Origin of the sequence: Pseudomonas sp. PDM25 (genome assembly GCF_019219045.1) — a bacterium.
Classification (GTDB): Bacteria; Pseudomonadota; Gammaproteobacteria; order Pseudomonadales; family Pseudomonadaceae; genus Aquipseudomonas.
Genome location: NZ_JAHUWL010000010.1, coordinates 83299 through 104164, shown reverse-complemented (window position 1 = coordinate 104164; position 20866 = coordinate 83299). Strand labels below are relative to the sequence as shown.

Genomic DNA, 20866 nt, shown 5'->3' with positions numbered 1-20866 from the left:
CGGAATGAATTGAGGTGTTCATCATGTCTCGCAATCACTACCTATTACCGCTGGGCGTTTGCTTGCTGGCAATGCTGCCCGTGTTCCGCGATGCCCTAGGTGTCACGTGGGAGCCCTTAAAAGACGAAGTGGAATTTCAATGCGATAACGGCAACACGGTGCCCGGCTACAGCGTCTATGTTGTCGGCAACCATCCGGAGTTAGGGAATTGGGATCCGGCCAAGGCCGTAAAACTCGACCCTAAACCCGCCCCTAACAACTCTACATGGACCGGCAAGGTACTTTTCCCAGGCACGGACGACGGCAAAAATGAGGAATGGAAGTGTATCGTGCGCAAAGAGAACGACCCGACCGACGTGAAGTGGCAGCCCGGCCCCAACAACACGGTGAAGTTGGTTTTCCGCACAAAGAGTATCGGCACATTCTGAGGCGTGAGTGAACATTAGGGAAAATGTATTCTCCCAAGATCAAAAGATCGGGCCACGTCAGGACGATCTTTTGATGTGTGTGTTATCCCATCAACAACCCCTGCTCGGCCTCACACAACCCCACCACGTAATCCCACAACACCCGCAACCGCACCGACTTGTGCAGCTCACGCCGCGTGCTGATCCAGTAGCTGCGCTGAATACTCTCATCCGGAAGCAACGGCACCAGGCCGGGGTCGGCGCTGGCCATGTAGCACGGCAGCACGGCGATCCCCAACCCGGAACGCGCGGCCTGTTGTTGAGCGATGACGCTGGTGCTGTGAAACACAACCTGCGGGTTGCGGCAGAAGCTGTTGAGGAACATCAGTTCCTGGCTGAACAGCAAGTCATCGACGTAGCCGATCCAGGCGTGGCGAGCGAGGTCTTCGCGGCTGCGCAGCGGTGGCGAACGATCCAGATACGCCTGGCTGGCGTACAGCGCCAATCGATAGTCAGTCAGTTTTCGCGTGACCAGCATGTCGGCGGCCGGGCGTTCGAGGTGGATGCTGATCTCGGCTTCGCGGTTGAGGATGCTGACGAAACGCGGCACCGCCACCAGTTCCACTTCCAGCCCCGGATAACGTTCGAACAAGCCGTTCATGCGGCTGGCGAGGAACATGATGCCCAGCCCTTCGGTCACGCCGACGCGGATCTTGCCTAACGGTGCGCTCGACTGAGTGATTTCTTCCTGAGCCAGCAAGGCGACGTTTTCCATGGCTTCGGCGTGTTTGAGCAACGCTTCGCCCGCCGGGGTCAGCTCATAACCCTGGGCATGCTGGACAAACAACGCCGTGCCGAGGCTCTTTTCGATGGCCTCGATGTGCCGGGCCACGGTGGCGTGAGTGGTGTTCAAACGGCGGGCAGCGGTGAGCAGACGCCCGCTGCGCTGCAACTCGAGAAAAAACCGCAGGTCATTCCAGTCGAACATGAACCGTCCTTGAGGTGGGGCTGTTTAAAAACGCACAGCGGCTGCGCAAAAACTAACATTCTTTTGACGAAAGCTAACAACTAGGATGACCGACAACAAGAACAACAACATGAGGTCACGGATGCAGACTTCCCTGGATGAATACGACTACATCGTGGTCGGGGCCGGCCCGGCCGGTTGTTTGCTGGCCAATCGGTTGTCGGCCAACCCGCAACATCGCGTGCTGCTGCTCGAAGCCGGCGGACGCGACAACTATGCGTGGATTCACATCCCCGTGGGTTACCTGTTCTGCATCGGCAACCCGCGCACCGATTGGTGCTTCAAGACCGAAGCGCAACCCGGCCTGCAAGGTCGCGCCCTGAGTTACCCGCGTGGCAAGGTGCTCGGCGGCTGTTCCTCGATCAACGGCATGATCTACATGCGCGGCCAGGCCGGCGACTACGACGGCTGGGCGGCTCAGGGCAATCCCGGCTGGAGCTGGAACGACGTGCTGCCGTTGTTCAAAAAGAGCGAAAACCATTTTGCTGGCGACTCGGAGTTTCACGGCGCCGCCGGTGAATGGCGGATTGAACGTCAGCGACTGTCGTGGCCGATTCTCGATGCCTTCCAAAGCGCCGCCGAGCAAACCGGCATCGCCAGCATCGATGACTTCAACCAGGGCGACAACGAAGGCTGCGGCTACTTTCAGGTCAACCAGAGGGCCGGTATTCGCTGGAACGCGGCCAAGGCGTTTCTCAAACCGATCCGCAACCGCCCCAATCTCACCGTGCTGACTGACGTCGAAGTCGACCGCGTGCTGCTGGAAAACGGCCGTGCGTCAGCGGTCAGTGCGCGTTGGCAGGGTCAGGCGAAAACCTTCAAGGCGCGCAAGGAAATCGTGCTGTGCGCCGGTTCCGTCGGTTCACCGAGCATCCTGCAACGTTCCGGGATCGGCCCTCGCCCGCTGCTGCAACGATTGGGAATCGGCGTTGCCCATGAACTGCCCGGCGTGGGTGGCAATCTGCAGGATCACCTGCAACTGCGCCTGATCTACAAACTGGAAAACGCCCGCACCCTTAACCAGATCGCCGGCAGCCTGTGGGGCAAGATGGGCATGGGCCTGCGTTACCTGTATGACCGCAGCGGCCCGTTATCCATGGCGCCGAGCCAACTCGGGGCCTTCGCCCGTTCGGGACCGGAGCAGACGTCGGCGAATCTCGAGTACCACGTTCAGCCACTGTCGCTGGAGCGTTTCGGTGAGCCGTTGCACGCCTTCCCCGCCTTCACGGCGTCGGTGTGCGATCTGCGGCCGCAAAGCCGAGGCCGCGTCGAGATTCGCTCCACCGATCCGCAGGAAGCACCGCTGATTCAGCCCAATTACTTGAGCCATCCGGAGGACTTGCGGGTGGCAGCAGACGCCATTCGCCTGACCCGCCGCATCGTCGCCGCACCGGCCCTGCAAGCGTTCAATCCGGTCGAGTACTTGCCCGGCGACAGCTTGCAGAGCGACGAACAATTGCATGAAGCCGCCGCCCGCATCGGCACCACGATTTTCCATCCGGTCGGCACCTGCCGCATGGGCAATGACGCGCACGCCGTGGTTGATGCGCAACTCAAAGTCCATGGCATCCCCGGCCTGCGCATCGCCGACGCCTCGATCATGCCGCGCATCACCTCGGGTAATACCTGTTCGCCTACGCTGATGATTGCCGAAAAGGCAGCACAACTGATCCTGGCCACTCCTGTAAACACTATCCCTGTGGGAGCGGGCTTGCTCGCGAAGGCGGCTTTACATTCAACATAGATGTCGACTGACCCACCGCTTTCGCGAGCAAGCCCGCTCCCACAGGGGATTTGTATTTGATTCACGGACATTGAGCTTTAACCCTGCAAGGAACACGCAACACCAGTGGAACAAAAAAAACAATCACTGTGAGGGATACCGATATGTCAGAACATGTTCAGACCCTGGAAGCCGTGCGCAGCGCGGGCACCAGCAAGGAAACCCAGAAAGTCATCTTCGCCTCGTCGCTCGGGACAGTCTTCGAGTGGTACGACTTTTTCCTCTATGGCGCCCTCGCGGCGGTGATCAGCAAACAGTTTTTCGCAGGGGTCAACGACACAACGGCGTTCATCTTTGCGCTGATGGCCTTCGCTGCCGGTTTCATCGTGCGGCCGTTCGGCGCGCTGGTGTTCGGCCGGTTGGGGGACATGATCGGGCGTAAATACACTTTCCTTGCGACCATCATTCTCATGGGCCTGGCGACGTTCTGCGTCGGGCTACTACCGACCTACTCAAGTATCGGCATCGCCGCGCCGATCATTCTTGTGCTGCTGCGCATGCTTCAGGGCCTGGCCCTGGGCGGTGAATACGGCGGCGCTGCCACTTACGTGGCCGAACATGCGCCGCTGGGTAAACGCGGTTTCCACACCAGCTGGATACAGTCCACCGCAACCCTCGGCTTGCTGCTGTCGCTGTTGGTGGTGCTCGGTTGCCGCTACTTCACCGGTGACCAGTTCGAAGTCTGGGGCTGGCGGATTCCGTTCCTGTTTTCGATCATTCTGCTGGGCATCTCGACCTGGATTCGCATGAGCCTGCACGAGTCGCCGGCGTTCGTGAAAATGAAAGAGGAAGGCAAACTCTGCAAGTCACCGCTGCGCGATTCCTTCGGCAAATGGGAAAACCTTAAAGTCGTACTGATCGCCCTGTTCAGCATCAACGCCGGACAAGCCGTGACCTTCTACGCGGCGCAGTTCTACGTGCTGTTCTTCCTCACCCAGTTCTTGAAAATGGACCCGGCGCTGGCCAACAGTCTGCTGATCGTCAGTGTGATCATCGGCGCACCGTTCTTCATCTTTTTTGGCTGGCTGTCGGATAAAGTCGGGCGCAAACCGGTGCTGATGATCGGCCTGCTGCTGGCGACTGCACTGTACTTCCCGATCTTCAAATCCATCGCCCACTACGCCAACCCGGCCATTGACCAGGCCAGCCGTCAGGCACCGATCACCGTGCTGGCGGACCCGGCCACCTGCACCTTCCAGTTCGACCCGGTGGGCAAGGCGAAATTTGATAGCCCTTGCGACAAGGTCAAAACCTTCCTGGTGAAACAAGGCCTGCCCTACAACAGCGAAGCTCTACCTGCCGGCAGCGCCATACAGGTGAGCGTCGGTGAAGTGAAACTCGAAGGCTACGATGAAGCGGCCCTGCGAGGCGCCGTGACCCTGGCGGGGTATCCGTCAAAAGCCGACATTCAGCTGATCAATAAACCGATGATCGTGGCGCTGATCGTCGCGCTGATCATCATCTCCGCCATGTGCTACGGCCCGCTGGCGGCGCTGATGGTCGAACTGTTCCCGACCCGCATCCGCTACACCTCGATGTCCCTGCCGTACCACATCGGTAATGGCTGGTTCGGCGGTTTCCTGCCAACGGTATCGTTTGCCTTGGTGGTGTACACCGGGGACATCTTCTACGGGCTGTGGTACCCGGTGGTGATAACCGGGGTGAGCCTGGTCGTCGGGATGATCTGTTTGCGTGAGACCAAGAACGTGGACCTCGATAAAAACTGAGCTCACCACAATCCTTGTAGTGAGGGGATTTATCCCCTCACCACAGGTAAGCTCGACGACATCGGCAGCCCCGCCATTCACAGACCGAGGCACCATGATCATTTCATCCGCATCTGACTATCGCGAGGCAGCACGTCGCAAACTCCCGCGTTTTTTGTTTGATTACATTGATGGCGGGGCTTATGCAGAGCATACGCTGAGGGCCAATAGCACCGATCTGACGGGCATCAGCCTGCGTCAGCGCATTCTGAAAAACGTCGAGACCTTGAGTCTTGAAACCACCCTCTTCGACCAACCGCTTTCAATGCCGATCATATTGGCCCCGGTCGGCCTGACGGGCATGTTCGCCCGTCGTGGTGAGGTGCAGGCGGTTAAAGCCGCGGAGAACAAAGGCATCCCGCTTTGCCTGTCAACGGTGTCGGTGTGCTCGATCGAGGAAGTCTCGGCACAAAGCCAACAGTCCATCTGGTTTCAGCTGTATGTGTTGAAGGACAGAGGCTTCATGAGAAATGCACTGGAGCGGGCGAAGGCCGCCGGTGTGAAAAACCTGGTGTTTACCGTGGACATGCCCACGCCCGGCGCCCGATACAGGGATGCACACTCGGGCATGTCAGGCCCTTTTGCATCATCGCGGCGAATGCTTCAGGCCATGACCAAACCCGACTGGGCATTCAACGTCGGCCTCATGGGACGTCCACATGACTTGGGCAATATCTCGAAGTACCTTGGCAAAGCCGTAACCCTCGAAGACTACATGGGCTGGTTGGCCAACAACTTCGACCCTTCGATCAGCTGGAATGACCTGGAATGGATTCGTGAGTTCTGGAAAGGCCCGATGATCATCAAAGGCATTCTCGATCCTCAGGACGCCCGGGATGCGGTCAGCTTTGGCGCGGATGGCATTGTCGTGTCGAACCACGGCGGGCGACAGCTGGACGGCGCGCTCTCCACCACCCGGGCATTGCCGCCCATCATGCAAGCCATCGGTAATGATTTGACGGTGCTGGTCGATTCGGGAATCCGCTCGGGACTGGATGTCGTACGGATGTTGGCGCTGGGCGCAAAAGGCGTATTGCTGGGGCGTTCCATGGCCTATGCGCTGGCCGCCGATGGTCAGCGCGGGGTGGAAAATATGCTGGATATCTTCGCCAAGGAAATGCGCGTCGCCATGACCTTGACCGGGGTAACCTCGATTAGTCAGATTGATGAATCCACGCTGGTGGGGGCTGTTCGATGAGTTGAACACCTGACCTTAAAACGCCGCGCCCATGCGCGGCGTTTTCGTTGATGCCTCTCACTCGACGTCTTTGAGCACCTCAAACGTGACTTGATCGGGATAGAACGCCATATAGCCACGAATCTGCTCTACCGACACTTTGGGGTCTTCATAGCTCCATACCGCGTTAGCGCCCTCATGTCCCGGGACTTGCAGACTGAAATAGCTGGCATCGCCCTTGTAGGGGCAATAACTCGTGTGATCGGTGCGGGCATAGTACTTTTCATCGATATCCTCCCGCGGGACGTAATACACCGGAGGATAGTTGGCCTCGAGCAACACCAGCGCCCGTGCGGAGGCGGCCACCTGGATACCGTGAAACTTCACAAGCAGGCAGCCCGGCTGCTCCGCAATGGTGATGACAGGACTAGGACCGGTGCTTTTCATGAAATACGTTCCTCATGACGGTGATGGACCTGCAGGTGTCCGCGATGGCGTCAAGCCAGACGCATCGGGTTATCGTTCATCGCGAGCAAGCTTTGCTCCTACAGGGGCACGCCGCGACCGCGGTTCATTAGGTATACCTCATGTTTTGCATTCACGACGGCTTCGCAGCCGAACGGGAGAAAGCCCCCTCGCCGGCCGTTCGATTCTGGACCGGATCAAGCACCAGATGCCGCATTAAGCAGGGCAAACACTCGAAGTCGGTAAAACATCGTCTACGATCAATAAGACCGTTGACCTCCCTGCTGCTCAGACAGGCAGTCGTGGCATGGCGTGGGGATTTGAGTCTCAGAAACTTGAGGGTCTCACCATGCCCGCCACACAGTTTTCCCTCGACCAGAAAATCATCACCCTCGACGCCCGTCCGGATCGCCTCGACTTGCGCGATCGTATTTTTACCCCACGGGTTCAGTCGCTGCCGCCCTCCTGGCCCGCCGACAAGGACATTGCTTGCGAACTCTCGGGTTACCTGGACAAAAACATGGTGCTCTACCAGGGCAGCGAAGGCGCGTGCACCGGGTTCGGACTGGCGGCGGTGGTCAATTTTCTGTTGTGGCGGCGAGACCGGGCCTCCACCAAAACGAGTCCGCGCCAGCTCTATCATCTGGCCAAACTCTATGATGAATGGCCGGGCGAGGACTATGTGGGTTCCAGTTGTCGCGGCGCGTTGAAGGGTTGGCACAAACACGGCGTCTGCGCGCAGGAACTGTGGCCCTATACCGTCAAGCCGGACGGATCGGTTCCAGCCTTTGAAGCACCGGCGGAGAATTGGGCAACGGATGCCATGACACGGCCGCTGGGGGTTTACTACCGCGTCGAGAAGGACGATGTCACCGCCATGATGGCGGCGTTGTATGAGGCCGGCGCGCTCTACGTCTGCGCCAATGTGCATCAGGGCTGGGCACTGATGCGGCCCAAAGGCAAAAAACAGCCGGCGGTGGAATTCCAGAGCATGTCTCAGCTGCCCGTCATCAAATGGCCGGCGGCCAGTGAGGGCGGTCACGCCTTTGCCTTGATCGGGTACACCCATCAGGGGTTCATCGTGCAGAACTCCTGGTCAACCGACTGGGGATTTTCCGGATTCGCCATCCTGACGTTCGAAGACTGGCTGGCCAATGGCACCGACGCCTGGACCGTGGCCCTCGGGGTACCGATCGAACGCGGCGCGTTATCGCAAAACGCACGCCCTTCAGGCTCCCGCAACGGCGCTCAATCACCGTTTCGTAGCGCGCTGTCGAGCTCAAGCGCCAAGCGCGAAGGGTTTTCCCTGTTCACCGCCAGCGCCTGCGAGCCCGATCGCAAAGGGCCGCCGCTGTTGACCAAGGATCAGGCTTACGGCCTGACCATCGTGATGGAAAACAATGGCAGCATCGGCCCTCGCCTTACCGACGTGGAAAACGTCCGGGCGGGCGTCAAACGCATCGTCTACGAGGCGCCTCGCGCCTGGTACGACAAGCTGCCGGCCACAAACAAACCCCCTGTGCTGCGCATCGCCGTCATGGCCCACGGCGGGCTCAATTCCGAGCAGGATTCGATCAATCGAATCTGTGCGATGGCGCCCTACTTCCTTGAAAACGGCATCTATCCGCTGTTTGTCACTTGGCGCACCGGGGTCCTCGAAACACTGGCAGACATCGTCCAGGACACCCTGCCCGGACTATTTCCCGAAGCCGGCAGCATCAGCGATGCATTGAAGGCGATCAAGGACAAAGCCGTGGAAGGCTTCGATCGCACGCTGGAACTGGCAACCAAAAAACCCGGCGGCGACCAGTGGAGTCAGATGAAACAGAACGCCGAAGCCGCCGCAGTCGCCGGCTTTACCCCGCGTGGGCTGGTGGAAATGGCGGAGAACCTGAAGAACCTGATTGCCGACATGGGCAAGAAAAACGTCGAGCTGCATTTGCTCGGCCACTCCGCAGGCTCCCTGATCAATGGCCACTTGATTCAACTGCTGTGGGCCAGGGGTTTGCCCACCGAAACATCGACGCTGATGGCCCCGGCCTGCACCCTCGATTTCGCCAACCAGACCTACCGCAAAGTCATCGAAGGTGGAGGCCTCAAGCGCAAGGATTTCCACATCCACCTCATGTCCGACAGCCGCGAACAGGATGACAACGTCATCGGCGTGTACCACAAATCCCTGTTGTACCTCGTTTCCCGGGCCTATGAAGAACTGCAACGCATGCCGCTGCTGGGCATGGCCAAAAGTCTGGACAAGCAGTACCAGGACTTCAGCAATCCCGATCTGGCGGAGTGGAACATCGCCGCCAAAAACATGACCGAACAGTGGAACCAGTTTTACTTTGGGAAAACCATTCCGGCCGGGTTTGCCGCAACGGGTCACGGGCTTCCCGAAGCGTTCGCGCAAACCCTGCATATCTTCAACGATCCGAAAATGAACTATGGCGCGGGCACCAAAAAAGACACCTCCCACGGCGGCTTCGATAATGATGTGAACGTAATTACCGCCGCGTTGCTGACCATTCTCAGGCGAGAGCCCGGCGCGAAGCTGGACCAACCGGTGGTTAACCTGAACTACTGAGGCGCCTGTGCAATGAATCGCAACGCACCGACTGTACATCCATACAGATAAAGATTGCCCCATCGCTCTTCAGCCGCCATTCTGTCCGCCTCTCGACAGTTGATGAGCGATGGTGGTTATGCGGCTGTACCTCTGTGAAAAACCTTCCCAGGCCAAAGACATTGCGGCCGTCCTCGGCGCCAGGCGTCGTGGCGACGGCTGCTGGCTGGGAACGGACGTCACGGTGACCTGGTGCATCGGCCATTTGCTGGAAACCGCGCCGCCCGACGCCTATGACACGCGTTACAAGCGCTGGGTGCTGGCGGATCTGCCGATCATTCCAGAGAAGTGGAAAATGACCGTCAAACCGCGTACGGCCAGCCAGTACAAAGCGGTCAAGCGCCTGCTCGGCGAGGCCAGCGAACTGGTGATCGCCACCGACGCCGACCGCGAAGGCGAGATGATCGCCCGGGAACTGGTGGAGCATTGCCGGTATCGCGGGCCGATCCAGCGGCTATGGCTGTCGGCGCTGGACGATGCGTCGATCCGCAAGGCGTTGGCAGCCCTGAAGCCGGGGGCCGAGACCTTTAGCCTTTACCATTCCGCACTCGGGCGCTCGCGGGCCGACTGGCTGATCGGGATGAACATGAGTCGGCTGTTCACGCTGTTGGGGCGTCAGTCCGGTTATCAGGGCGTATTGCCGGTCGGTCGGGTGCAAACGCCGACCCTGCGCCTGGTGGTGGATCGCGACCGCAGCATCGCCGATTTCGTGCCGGTCGCCTATTGGGCCATCGACGTGCAACTGCTGCACGACGGCACCACGTTCACCGCCCAATGGCGTGCAGCCTCCGAGGTTTGCGACGATCAGGATCGCTGCCTGAATCAGGCGTTGGCGCAGCAAGCAGCGGCGGCAATTGGCAGTGCGGCGAGTGCCCGGGTGATCAAACTGCGTACCGAGCGGATGCGCGAAGTGGCCCCCCTGCCCTTCGATCTGGGCACCTTGCAGGAAGTCTGCTCGAAGAAGCTCGGGCTCGGCGCCCAGGAAACCCTCGACATCGCCCAGGCCCTGTACGAAACCCACAAGGTCATCACCTACCCACGCAGCGATTGCGGTTACCTGCCCGTAAGTCAGCACAGCGAAGCACCGGGCATACTTGCCGCGCTGAGACAGGCGGATCCGGCGCTGAACGCCTTGAACGATTTCCTCGAGCCTCAGCGCCGCTCACGGGCCTGGAACGACGCCAAGGTCAGCGCTCACCACGGCATCATCCCCACCGCTGCGGCGAAAAACCTCGAGCGGCTGGCGGGCAAGCAGCGGGCGGTCTACACCCTGATCCGCGCACGTTACCTGGCGCAGTTTCTGCCCAACCATGAATACGACCGGACCCAGGCCGACTTCAACTGCGCCGGTGAAGCCTTGCGTGCCGTCGGCAAGCAGATCGTCGAGCCCGGCTGGAAACGCGCCCTGCCCGAGGCCCTTGCCCCGGCCAAGGGCCGCGAAGCACCGGCGCCGCAAACGCTGCCAGCATTGGCCGAAGGACGTGATTGCGCGGTGGCCGACGTCAAGCTCAAGGACCTCTGGACGCAACCGCCCAAACCGTTCACCGAAGGCGATCTGATCAAGGCGATGAAGAACGTCGCCAAACTGGTGGAAGATCCACTACTCAAACAGAAACTCAAGGACACCACCGGCATCGGCACTGAAGCGACCCGCGCCTCGATCATCCAGGGCCTGCTCGACCGTGGTTATCTGATCAAGAACGGCAAGGCCCTGGCCGCCACCCCGGCCGCGTTCAGCCTGATCGATGCCGTGCCGCGTGCCATCGCCGACCCCGGGACCACGGCAATCTGGGAGCAGGCGCTGGACATGGTGCAGAGTGGCGAGATGAGCCTGGAAGAATTCGTCACCAAGCAGGCCGCGTGGATGAGCAAACAGGTCGCCCGTTGCGCCGGCCTGAGCCTGACCATCAGCGGACCGGCAAGCCCCGCCGGGCGCGGTGCCACACCGTGGAAAAACAAACGCAAGCCCGCCAAACGCAAGCCCTCGACGGGCGCCAAACGCGCGGCAAAACCGGCGAGCAAGGCCTGAGGGGATTTCGAGCGAGCCCGAATGGACTATGTTCTTTGTGGGAGCGGGCTTGCTCGCGAAGAGGGAGTGTCAGTCAACATTCGTGTTGCTGGCACACCGCTTTCGTCGGAACGCCCGGAGCAAGATAATGCTGTTCACTTAAGAGAGTCTTGAATCAGAGAAACCTGTGGCGAGGGAGCTTGCTCCCGCTTGAGTGCGTAGCACTCACAAAAATCGGCAATGATTGTCAGATTTTTGGGGCTGCTACGCAGCCCAGCGCGAGCAAGCTCGCTCGCCGCAAAGGTACGCACGATCCAAGAGCGCGCCTAAGTGAACAGCATTACCCGAAGCAAGACAGCTTCCACAGCTTACCCGCCAGGCAACAGCCCTGCTTTCTGAGAGGTACGATCATGGCGACAATCAGCAGCCAGCCCTTAATTGAACTGCACGCCGCCCAGCGCGACGAACTGGAAACGATTGAAAACCTGATGCAGTTCTACCTGTATGACTTCAGCGAGTGGCTGCCGCTGAAGCTCGGTGAGCATGGCTTCTTCAACGCTCAGCCCAAACCGGGTTACTGGCGCAACCCCGCCACCAGGCCGTTTTTGATCAAGGTCGACGGAGAATTGGCCGGTTTCGTGACGGTGGATGACGAAACCCATCTTCACGGCGCCGAGTACAACATCGGCTACTTCTTTGTCAGTCGACGCTTTCGTGGCCAAGGCGTCGCGAAGTTTGCCGTTTCCACCCTCTTGAGCCGGTTCCCCGGTCAATGGCAAATTTTCCACCTCGACGTTAATCAGCCTGCGCAGCGGTTCTGGGCCCGGGTCCTGGCTGATCTCACCCATGGCGAGTTCACCCTGCATCAGCTGTCGGTAGACGGTTATCCTTGCACCGTTTACCGATTCCAGGCATCGCTGCCAGCGTCCTGACCGGCGCTTTCCCATTCGGCTTTTTAATTCCAAACGACTTTGTCCGACAATATGTAGTGAGCAAAAATAATCACTACAAAACCGTTGACGCCTCCGATTTGCCCTTGCATGATGCAGACGTCTCCCCGATCGGGAGTACAGGCAACACGTTTGAGCAAGCTCGTCTGACCGCCGAGCTGTTTTTCCCGGATACACGCTGCCCACAAGGCAGATTGAAGAAACTGACCTGGCCTGAACGTCCAGTACAAGGACGAGAAGCGCTGGCGATCAATCCTCATGAAGCTTGTGGCCGACCCTGAAAATGTCGGCAGTGGCCTGAAGGTTTTCGCTGCTTCTCCTCGTTGTGACGCTATTGCGTAGCAGTTATTCAACACGACTACATGCAACAGACGCGGGCCCCCGTCAATTTGGCGGCTGACCGCTGACGTCCTGGTTTCGGTGCCAGGGATCAACTAACCGATGGGCTACCTGTATTAGCGAATCAACTTTGAAAGATCACCAAATGGTCAAGGGGCTTACTATGAATCTGAACAATCAACCCACTATCGATGAACTGGCTCATTTGTTCGCTGCGCAAAAAGACAGCCATGACAGCCATATTCTGTGGATCAGCAAGTCGGGCCAGGTGCATATCGACTGCCTGTCGCCTCACGCCCATGAAGCGGAGTTCGACAAGAACAACCAGAACCTGCTCGCCCGACTGAAGATGTACCGTCGCGGCCAAGGCTATGTCGGCAAGAAAGCCGCGGCCGACAAGGACTTCATCGGTCATGTTCTGCAAACGCTGAAACAGGCGTGGGCCTCGATGCAGAACCAGAACGAAGTTCGGGTGATTGACCGGTTCTACTGATACCTCTACACCCCATCCATAAAAAGGCCCCGCTCGTCATATCGAGCGGGGCCTTTTTTGTTTGTCTCGTGCGCACCAAACAACGCTATCGTTAACCGTGTGCACTGGATCATTGGAGGTTTGTGATGAACATACAACTGACAGGCTTGCTGTTACTCGTAATGGCCAGTGCTGCCCATGCAAACAGCATCACTGGCGTGCCGTTGTTCGATGCGGACTGCCCCGGCAAAATCATCGTCCACGCGGATCAGGACGGCCCGGTGTTGATCAACAGCAAGGAAGCCGAGACCAAAGCCATCGACGATCGCCGATTCGAAGCCAGGGGTTCTGGCGTCGTCATCTCGATCCTCCTCTCCGATGACGACTCGGTCACGGTGTCCTCCACGGGCAAGGCGCCCAATGGTGTCTGCCAATTAGTAGAGGACTGAGGTCGTCGACTCACCCGCAGCCGCCCCCAACACCAGCTCCATAAACGCCACCGACGCTGCACTGTGATAGTTGTTTTTGCGTCGAAGCAGCGCGGCTCCTCTTTTGGGCGCCTCCCCCAATAACGGGATTTTGCGCAACGCCCGGTCCTCGGTGGCAATGGGCTCCGGAAGGATGGTGGCGATGGCCGTGTGCCGAATGACTTCCAGCAAGGTGCTCACCGAGTTGACCTCGATCACCACTTTCGGCGTGATCTGCTCCTGGGCAAAGTACTCATCAATGCGGGTGCGGGTCACGAAGTCCGGGGCCAGCAGCGCAAACTCCAGTTGCGCGACCTCTTGCGCGGACAATGCGACCTGGCTTTCGTATAACGGGTGATCGCGCCCCACCATGATGCCCAAGGTCTCGATAAACGCCGGGATCGACTCGATGTCGGCATTTCTGACCTGGGTAAACGCGATGGCGATGTCCAGTGAGTCATCTAATAGCCCAGCCTCGATGTCATCCATTGACAGCTCAAAAATCTGTAGATGGATGTTCGGATACCGCGCCACGTAATCGCGCACCAGAGGCCCCACCAGGTACGCCATGAACGTTGGGGTCATGGCCAGCCGCAAGGTGCCGCGGGACAAGTCCTTCACGTCATGCAGTGCACGTTTACCCGCCTCCAGTTCCACCAGCACCCGACGAGCGCATTCGATGTAGGCCTCTCCCGCATCGGTGGGTTTGACCGTGCGCGAGGTTCGGTCGAACAGGCTGACCCCCAGGGTTTCTTCCAGTTGCCGGATCTGTTGGGACAGGGTCGGCTGCGAAACGTGAAGCGCCTCGGCGGCGCGAGTGAAACCGCCATGGTCGGCGACCGCCAGCAAATAGCGCAAATGTCGGAGCAGCATGGGGAATCACCATCTATAGGCTGTGCTTATGCGCTGCATTGTATATCGGTCTTGGACGCTATGGATCGATCGGCAGAAGATGGCTCCACACCCAAGCAACATCACTCCCGACAGGAGAATCACCATGCAACAGTCCCACGCCTACAACGACCCAAGCCTGGCCCTGACCACGTCGATCCTCGATGCAAAAACGCGCAAAAACCTGTCCTGGCAGGATCTGACCGACGGCACCGGCCTCGGCCTGGCCTACGTCACTGCCGCCCTGCTCGGTCAGCACCCGCTGCCGGAAAGCGCTGCCAAGGTGATTGGCGAAAAACTGGACCTGGACGCCGACTCCGTGGCCCGCCTGCAGATCATTCCGCTGCGCGGCAGCCTCTCGGGTGTCCCAACCGACCCGACCATCTATCGCTTCTACGAAATGATCCAGATTTACGGCACCACCCTGAAAGCCTTGGTTCATGAGCAATTCGGCGACGGCATCATCAGTGCGATCAACTTCAAGCTCGACATGAAGAAAGTCGAAGACCCGGAAGGCGGCTCCCGCGCGGTGATTACCCTCGACGGCAAGTTCCTGCCACTGCGTCCTTTTTAAGTGAATACCGGCCCGCACGGATGTGCGGGCCAAACCCGACTCACCCATGAGGACATCGCAATGAAAGCGCTCATCGAAGGTTTTTTGAAGTTCCAGAAAGACGCCTTTCCGCAACGGACCGACCTGTTCAAACACCTGGCCACTACCCAGCATCCGGGCACGCTGTTCATCACCTGTTCCGACAGCCGTGTCGTGCCGGAGCTGCTGACCCAACAGGAACCCGGTGAACTGTTTGTGATCCGCAACGCCGGCAACATCGTGCCCTCCTACAGCCCTCACCCCGGAGGTGTGTCGGCCACGGTCGAATATGCGGTCGCGGTGCTCGGCGTCACCGACATTGTGATCTGCGGGCACTCGGACTGCGGCGCCATGACCGCCGTCGCCAAATGCACATGCATGGACCACCTGCCCGCCGTCAGCGGCTGGTTGCAACACGCCGAGTCAGCGAAAGTCATCAACGAATCCCGCCCTCACGCCAATGAAGCGGCGAAGGTGAGTTCAATGGTTCGGGAGAATGTCATCGCGCAACTGGCCAACATCCAGACGCATCCAAGCGTGCGCCTGGCTCAGGAGAAAGGCCTGTTGAATTTGCATGGTTGGGTTTACGACATCGAGACCGGTTCGGTCGACGCCCTGGACGCCAACAGCCACCGTTTTGTGGCGCTCGCCGAGTATCCGGACACCTGCGCCCTTCAAGCCCGATCCATAGAAGCAGCAGCCTGAAGTGTGTATCCATCGACGCAGCGCTCCCAGCTCACGGGAGCGCTGCACTGACACGATCGACCGGGTTATTTATCGTCGATCCTGGTTGACGATGGTGGCCGACGCTCAGGGGCCTCTTCCGCATTGGGTGGTTCTGGAATACTGCCTGGCCTGAACACGTGAGTCAGCAAGTCTCTGGCATCGACATCGACGACCCCCTGAACCGAACGGGTCAGAGCAACAGCCTGCTCACACTGTTTATGGGTGTTGACGCGACCGCTCAATGCCACCGTGCCCCCATGGGTTTTGACATGGATTTGCAGGCCAAGGCTGGGTTCGGCCATTGCCAGGGCTGACTTCACCCTGGCGGTAATCCACGTGTCGTGAACGCCCCTTTCCAGATCATGAGAGTATTGTTGGAAGGAATGAAGTTTCATGATGTAACCCTCTCTCCGTCATCAGATGCACTGCCCGTCCATTGGCTGTGCAGCCTTGATGCTCAGACGAGCGTTATGGACATCTGATTCGTTTTGGAGTGCTCGCCACGCCCCTACGGACGCACATTAAGTATAGTGCGGCTGTTGACCGGGGTCGTGGTGCTGGATCAGCGTTTGACCGACAGATCCGTCTGGGTCATGCGACTGCGGATCGTGAACACCCCATCTCCCGAGAGAATCGCGCTGCGTGCAAACAGGCGACCGCTCTCCCAGTTCGAAAGCCCCAGTTCCGGCTTGTTCAGCGCGTACTGTCCGTCGACCCAGCGGGTAATCCCGTTACCGACAAAAGGTGCGTTGACGGCGCTGTAGAAGCGTTCCTGAGCCGCGGCATCTTCACTGATCAGCGACACGGTGAACTGCGGGCTGTAGCGATTGAACAACGCGATGGCGCTGTCCAGGTCATCGACGATCTTCAGGCTGACTTCCGGGGTTTCTTCCCATTCCCACTCGCGGCCCAACTGATCCTCGGGCAGCGGTTCGGCCAACGCTTCGGTTTGATAGCCTTCGGCGCGGTACACCTCAACGCTGGCGGTCTGCCAATCGGTCGGCAAGTACGACTCGCTACCCTCGACGATGTGCAATTTGCAGCCCTGCCCGCGTGCGGTGCCGGCCTGTTGCAACGCGTCGAGGAACAGCGGCAGCAGTTCTGCGACACGGTCACGGTGAATCAGGCAGACGTTCATCGTGTTGCAGACTTTGCGATCCAGGGAGTTGCGCACTACAGCGGTAAAGCGCTGGGCATTGGCGTCTTTGTCGGCGATCAGCCAGGCACCCCCGGTGCCGTGCAGGCTGACGGCGGTGCCGGCCTGTTGGGCGATGCTGCCCAATTGACTGACGGCGCGACCCGAACCACGGGCCACCGCCAGCGACAGGCGTCGGTCGGCGAACATCGCCCAGCCGGCGGCGTGATTGACGCTTTCCACCAGCGACACCGCGCCGGTCGGCAACCCGGCATCGCTCAGTGCCGGATTCAGCGCATGGGCGACGATGGCTTGCGCGGTGCCCAACGCATCGCTGCCAATGCGCAGCACCGCCGTGTTACCCGTGCGCAACACACCGGCGGCGTCGGCAAAGACGTTCGGCCGGCCTTCGAAGACGAACGCGACGATGCCCAGGGGCGAGACCACTTGCTCGACTTTCCAGCCGTCATGCTCGACGCAACTGACCACTTTGCCACGCGTGGCGGACGCATCGCGCCAGGCCCTGAGGCCGGCGATCATGTCGCGGCGCATGCGTTCATCCGCCAGAAGCCGTGTGGTGGAGCGTCCACGGGCCTTGGCCCGCTCGATGTCGGCCAGGTTGGCGGCCTCGATCAAGGCCCAGCAGTCAGGGTTTTCCAGGCGTTGGGCGAAGCGATCGAAGAACTCGCTGATGGCTTGATCGGAGACCGCGGACAGTGCGCTGAAGGCCGCATCGGCACGCTCGATTGCAATGGCCGCCGCTTGCTGGTCAGCCACCGGGATCAGCAACAATTCGCCGCTGACCTGCTCCACCAGCAAATGGTCCCCGGGCTGAAAACGCGCGGCCAATTCGGGGCTGACCACAGTGACGCGGTTACCAGCGAAAGGGATCGGCGTGCCAGCGACTAGACGTTCGAGCGCAAGAGACATGAAGCGGTTTCACCATGCAGGGGGCGGCCGGAAAATGTATAGGAAAATCCCTGGAGCGTCATTAACCGCACGCCTGACCGGTGATCGAAAACCCGGCGGCCCTGCACCCGGCCCTCCTACGCTGAAAAAGGTGCATCAGCGTTTCCTGTTTTCCAGGGTGGCCGTCATGAGCCGCGGTACCGTGCCTAGAACACCGACCAGCCAATCCGCTGACTCAGCAACTCCAGCGCGGCCATGCCCGCGAGGGAGTTGCCGGCGGTGTTCAACTCCGGCGACCAGACGCACACCGTGAATTGCCCCGGCACCACCGCGACAATCCCCCCGCCCACGCCGCTCTTGCCGGGCAAACCGACGCGATAGGCAAAGTTGCCGGCTTCATCGTAGAGGCCGCTGGTGGCCATGATCGAGTTGACTTGCTGGGTCTGGCGGGCGGTGAGGATCTGTTCGCCGCTGTGCTTGCAGAAGCCGTCATTGGCCAGAAAACAGAACGCCCGCGCCAGATCCACGCAGCTCATGCGTAGCGCGCAATGGCTGAAGTAACTGCGCAGCACCGCTTCGACGTCGTTGTGGAAATTGCCGAACGACTGCATCAGATAAGCCATCGCAGCGTTGCGCGCGCGGTGCTGGTATTCGGACTCGGCCACCTTGCCATCCACCATGACTTGCGGGTTACCGGACAGTCGACGGACAAAATCGCGCATCGACAGTGCCGGCGCGGCAAAGCGTGACTGATTGATGTCGCAGATCACCAGCGCACCGGCGTTGATGAAGGGATTGCGCGGGCGCCCGCGCTCGAATTCCAGTTGCACCAGCGAATTGAACGGTTGGCCGGAAGGCTCGTGACCCAGGCGCTGCCAAATGGCTTCACCGGAGTGCTCGATGGCCTGCACCAGGCTGAACACCTTGGAAATACTCTGCACCGAGAACAGCGTATGGGCATCGCCGGCGCAATACAGCTCGCCGTCATTGCCATACACCGCGATGCCCAACTGATCGGCCGGCACCGTACCGAGGGCGGGAATGTAGTCAGCCACCTTGCCCTGGCCGATCAGGGGACGAACTGCGTCAAGGATCTCGTTCAACAGCGCTTGCATGCCGGGTTCCGAAGTCTCGCCCCATAGGATTGCGGGGACACAGACGCTAGACGCCAGCGGTCGAGGCCGGATCACAGTTTTCCGTGGCATTGGATAAACCCAATCTCCAATACCCCACTGATCCCCTGTGGGAGCGGGCTTGCTCGCGAAGGCGGTGTGTCAGCCAACATCATTTTTAAATGACACACCGCTATCGCGAGCAAGCCCGCTCCCACAAGAGATCAGTGGGTTACGTATCACAGTGTGTACAACGCGCCTCCCGACACACCCCACCCCTAAAACCCCACACCAAAGACACATCGCAGATACACCTGCTTGATGAACTGTGCCTGTCGATTGGCCACGCCGATCAAAGCGCTCAACTCACTCAATGCTACGGAGTATCACCATGTTCAAGCTCTCGACCTCTTCCTTGACCCTCGGCCTGATCATCGCTGGCGGCCTGGCCCTGTCCAACGTGGCTTCTGCCTCTGAGTCCGAGGCGTTCAGCATGAAACAACTGGCCCACGGCTACAGCCAGGTCCAGGCCGATTCGGCAGAAAAACCGGCGGAAGGTAAATGTGGCGAAGGCAAGTGCGGCGCCAGCGAGTAACCCTTTGCATGGGGCACCGCTGTGCCCCTCCTCCCTGACTGAACGGAGATCAAGCCCATGACCACCTCACTCTCATCGGCCGTGAAAGGCCTGCACCTGAACCTCGACCGTGCCGGTAGCTGGATTGCGCCGCTGACCCTGCGGGTGTTCCTCGCGTGGGAGTTCTTCGAATCAGGCCTGGAAAAATTCAATGGCGAAAACTGGTTCGCCGATATTCAGGACAGCTTCCCGTTCCCCTTCAACCACGTGCCGGCCACGCTGAACTGGGAACTGTCGATGTGGGCCGAACTGATCTGCGCCCTGGCCATACTGGTCGGCCTGGGGACACGGATCTCGGCAATCATTTTGATCGTGGTCACGGTCGTCGCGACTGCCGCCGTTCACTGGCCGGCCGATTGGTCTACATTGAGTGAGCTTGCTCAGGGTTACGCCATCAGCAACAAGGGGCACGGCAACTTCAAACTGCCGCTGATCTACCTCGCGGCCTTTATGCCGCTGTTGCTCTCGGGTGCCGGCAAGCTCAGCCTCGATGCGCTGCTGGCTCGAGTCTTCTGGCGTCGCGATAACCGCTGAAGGGTATTTGCAGTGGACGGTTTCGCCGAATGATGGAAACGTATGCAGGCGATGCCAAGCTTCAACACCACACACCCCAAGTATCCTTCACCCCACTCACTTGTGTAGACAGGAGCCACCATGAGCGTGACCACCCAATGGATCGAAATTGACAGCGCCGACGGTAAATTCGGCGCTTACCTGGCGATTCCGCACACCCGTAAAGGCCCGGGGATCGTGTTGATCCAGGAAATTTTCGGCGTGAATGAACACATCCGCTCGGTCGCCGAACAATACGCTGCCGACGGTTACCTGGTGATTGCACCGGACCTGTTCTGGCGCAGCGGCCACCGCATCGAATTGGGTTACGACGAGGCCGGCTGGAAACGCGCCGTCGAGTTGATGAACGCCACCGATGTCGGCAAGGCACAGGCCGACATCGAACTGGCCATCGACGCCTTGAAAGCCCAGCCGGGTCTGGACGGCGGGATCGCTTCGATTGGTTACTGCTTCGGTGGTCTGCTCTCGTACCACACCGCCGCCAATGGGCTGGTGGACGTGGCCATCGCCTATTACGGCGGCGGCATCCAGAATCATCTGGACCGCGCCGATGAAATCGAAGTGCCGCTGCTGATGCACTTCGGTGAACAGGACAGCCACATCCCACTGGAAGCCGTGGAGAAAATCGCCGAGCGCTTCGATACCAACGATAACGTGGAAATTGTCGTGTACCCAGAGGCCGAACATGGCTTCAACTGCTCGCATCGCGACAGCTACAACCAACGCGCAGCGGCTGAAGCCCATGGCAATACACTGATCTTTTTGGGTCAGGAACTGTAAGGCCAGACGAGTAAAAGGGGACTTCCATCGATC

The 20866-nt window shown here is 59.6% G+C and carries 21 protein-coding genes; 15 read left to right on the top strand and 6 right to left on the bottom strand.

All coding sequences use genetic code 11. The features are described 5' to 3' along the window. The first annotated feature begins 23 nt into the window (after positions 1 to 23). On the top strand, positions 24 to 428 hold the full coding sequence (locus KW848_RS19845; RefSeq protein ID WP_256365220.1) for a carbohydrate-binding module family 20 domain-containing protein: 405 nt from the start codon (positions 24 to 26) through the stop codon (positions 426 to 428). An 82-nt stretch (positions 429 to 510) separates the two neighbouring features. On the opposite strand, the gene KW848_RS19840 is transcribed toward KW848_RS19845, so the two are convergent. Next, the gene (locus KW848_RS19840; RefSeq protein WP_192409569.1) at positions 511 to 1395 is read right to left on the bottom strand and encodes a LysR family transcriptional regulator; all 885 of its coding nucleotides are present in this window, start codon (positions 1393 to 1395) and stop codon (positions 511 to 513) included. A 121-nt stretch (positions 1396 to 1516) separates the two neighbouring features. Between KW848_RS19840 and KW848_RS19835 the strand changes: the two genes are divergently transcribed. From KW848_RS19835 to lldD, 3 genes are all read left to right on the top strand, one after another. Next, positions 1517 to 3178: a GMC family oxidoreductase gene (locus KW848_RS19835; protein WP_218537812.1), complete on the top strand. Its 1662-nt coding sequence runs from the start codon at positions 1517 to 1519 to the stop codon at positions 3176 to 3178. 143 nt (positions 3179 to 3321) lie between these two features. Next, entirely contained in the window at positions 3322 to 4944 is a 1623-nt protein-coding gene (locus tag KW848_RS19830) for an MFS transporter (RefSeq protein WP_218537811.1), read from the top strand. A 94-nt stretch (positions 4945 to 5038) separates the two neighbouring features. Continuing rightward, a complete protein-coding gene (lldD, locus tag KW848_RS19825; protein WP_218537810.1) occupies positions 5039 to 6181 on the top strand; it encodes an FMN-dependent L-lactate dehydrogenase LldD in 1143 nt (380 codons plus the stop codon). A gap of 57 nt (positions 6182 to 6238) precedes the next feature. Here lldD and KW848_RS19820 read toward each other — a convergent pair whose 3' ends face one another. Then, positions 6239 to 6607: a DUF427 domain-containing protein gene (locus tag KW848_RS19820; RefSeq protein WP_008151451.1), complete on the bottom strand. Its 369-nt coding sequence runs from the start codon at positions 6605 to 6607 to the stop codon at positions 6239 to 6241. Positions 6608 to 6974: 367 nt separating this feature from the next. Here KW848_RS19820 and KW848_RS19815 point away from each other — a divergent pair, with 367 nt between their 5' ends. The 6 genes from KW848_RS19815 to KW848_RS19790 all read left to right on the top strand — a co-directional run bounded on the left by KW848_RS19815 (position 6975) and on the right by KW848_RS19790 (position 13463). Further along, the gene (locus KW848_RS19815) at positions 6975 to 9206 is read left to right on the top strand and encodes a C1 family peptidase (RefSeq protein ID WP_218537809.1); all 2232 of its coding nucleotides are present in this window, start codon (positions 6975 to 6977) and stop codon (positions 9204 to 9206) included. Positions 9207 to 9324: 118 nt separating this feature from the next. Next, on the top strand, positions 9325 to 11274 hold the full coding sequence (locus KW848_RS19810) for a DNA topoisomerase III (protein WP_218537808.1): 1950 nt from the start codon (positions 9325 to 9327) through the stop codon (positions 11272 to 11274). Positions 11275 to 11663: 389 nt separating this feature from the next. After that, complete coding sequence (locus KW848_RS19805) at positions 11664 to 12185, top strand: GNAT family N-acetyltransferase (protein ID WP_218537807.1); 522 nt, start codon at positions 11664 to 11666, stop codon at positions 12183 to 12185. Further along, a complete protein-coding gene (locus KW848_RS19800; protein WP_218537806.1) occupies positions 12143 to 12484 on the top strand; it encodes a hypothetical protein in 342 nt (113 codons plus the stop codon). The genes KW848_RS19805 and KW848_RS19800 overlap by 43 nt, the downstream gene beginning before the upstream one ends. 221 nt (positions 12485 to 12705) lie before the next feature. Beyond that, the gene (locus KW848_RS19795; protein WP_008151464.1) at positions 12706 to 13035 is read left to right on the top strand and encodes a hypothetical protein; all 330 of its coding nucleotides are present in this window, start codon (positions 12706 to 12708) and stop codon (positions 13033 to 13035) included. Between the two features lie 125 nt (positions 13036 to 13160). Beyond that, a complete protein-coding gene (locus tag KW848_RS19790) occupies positions 13161 to 13463 on the top strand; it encodes a hypothetical protein (protein WP_111452523.1) in 303 nt (100 codons plus the stop codon). On the opposite strand, the gene cynR is transcribed toward KW848_RS19790, so the two are convergent. Continuing rightward, positions 13449 to 14354: a transcriptional regulator CynR gene (cynR, locus tag KW848_RS19785; protein WP_218537805.1), complete on the bottom strand. Its 906-nt coding sequence runs from the start codon at positions 14352 to 14354 to the stop codon at positions 13449 to 13451. The two genes, KW848_RS19790 and cynR, sit on opposite strands and share 15 nt — an antisense overlap. Before the next feature lie 124 nt (positions 14355 to 14478). On the opposite strand from cynR, the gene cynS reads away from it, so the two are divergent. Both cynS and KW848_RS19775 read left to right on the top strand, forming a co-directional pair. After that, the gene (gene cynS / locus KW848_RS19780; protein ID WP_218537804.1) at positions 14479 to 14946 is read left to right on the top strand and encodes a cyanase; all 468 of its coding nucleotides are present in this window, start codon (positions 14479 to 14481) and stop codon (positions 14944 to 14946) included. A 60-nt stretch (positions 14947 to 15006) separates the two neighbouring features. Further along, complete coding sequence (locus tag KW848_RS19775; RefSeq protein WP_192409576.1) at positions 15007 to 15669, top strand: carbonic anhydrase; 663 nt, start codon at positions 15007 to 15009, stop codon at positions 15667 to 15669. Positions 15670 to 15734: 65 nt separating this feature from the next. On the opposite strand, the gene KW848_RS19770 is transcribed toward KW848_RS19775, so the two are convergent. The 3 genes from KW848_RS19770 to glsB form a co-directional block, all read right to left on the bottom strand. Beyond that, positions 15735 to 16085, bottom strand: a complete 351-nt coding sequence (locus tag KW848_RS19770) for a BON domain-containing protein (protein WP_111452520.1) — start codon at positions 16083 to 16085, stop codon at positions 15735 to 15737. A gap of 167 nt (positions 16086 to 16252) precedes the next feature. Further along, positions 16253 to 17755, bottom strand: coding sequence for an aldehyde dehydrogenase family protein (locus KW848_RS19765; RefSeq protein ID WP_218537803.1), 1503 nt, complete (start codon positions 17753 to 17755; stop codon positions 16253 to 16255). A gap of 185 nt (positions 17756 to 17940) precedes the next feature. After that, a complete protein-coding gene (gene glsB, locus KW848_RS19760) occupies positions 17941 to 18849 on the bottom strand; it encodes a glutaminase B (protein WP_008151482.1) in 909 nt (302 codons plus the stop codon). Between the two features lie 388 nt (positions 18850 to 19237). On the opposite strand from glsB, the gene KW848_RS19755 reads away from it, so the two are divergent. From KW848_RS19755 to KW848_RS19745, 3 genes are all read left to right on the top strand, one after another. After that, the gene (locus KW848_RS19755; protein ID WP_008151484.1) at positions 19238 to 19441 is read left to right on the top strand and encodes a hypothetical protein; all 204 of its coding nucleotides are present in this window, start codon (positions 19238 to 19240) and stop codon (positions 19439 to 19441) included. A gap of 57 nt (positions 19442 to 19498) precedes the next feature. After that, positions 19499 to 20014 (top strand): DoxX family protein, encoded by a 516-nt coding sequence (locus KW848_RS19750; protein ID WP_008151486.1) that lies wholly within the window; start codon positions 19499 to 19501, stop codon positions 20012 to 20014. Positions 20015 to 20134: 120 nt separating this feature from the next. Beyond that, complete coding sequence (locus tag KW848_RS19745; protein ID WP_218537802.1) at positions 20135 to 20833, top strand: dienelactone hydrolase family protein; 699 nt, start codon at positions 20135 to 20137, stop codon at positions 20831 to 20833. The last annotated feature ends 33 nt before the right edge of the window (positions 20834 to 20866 follow it).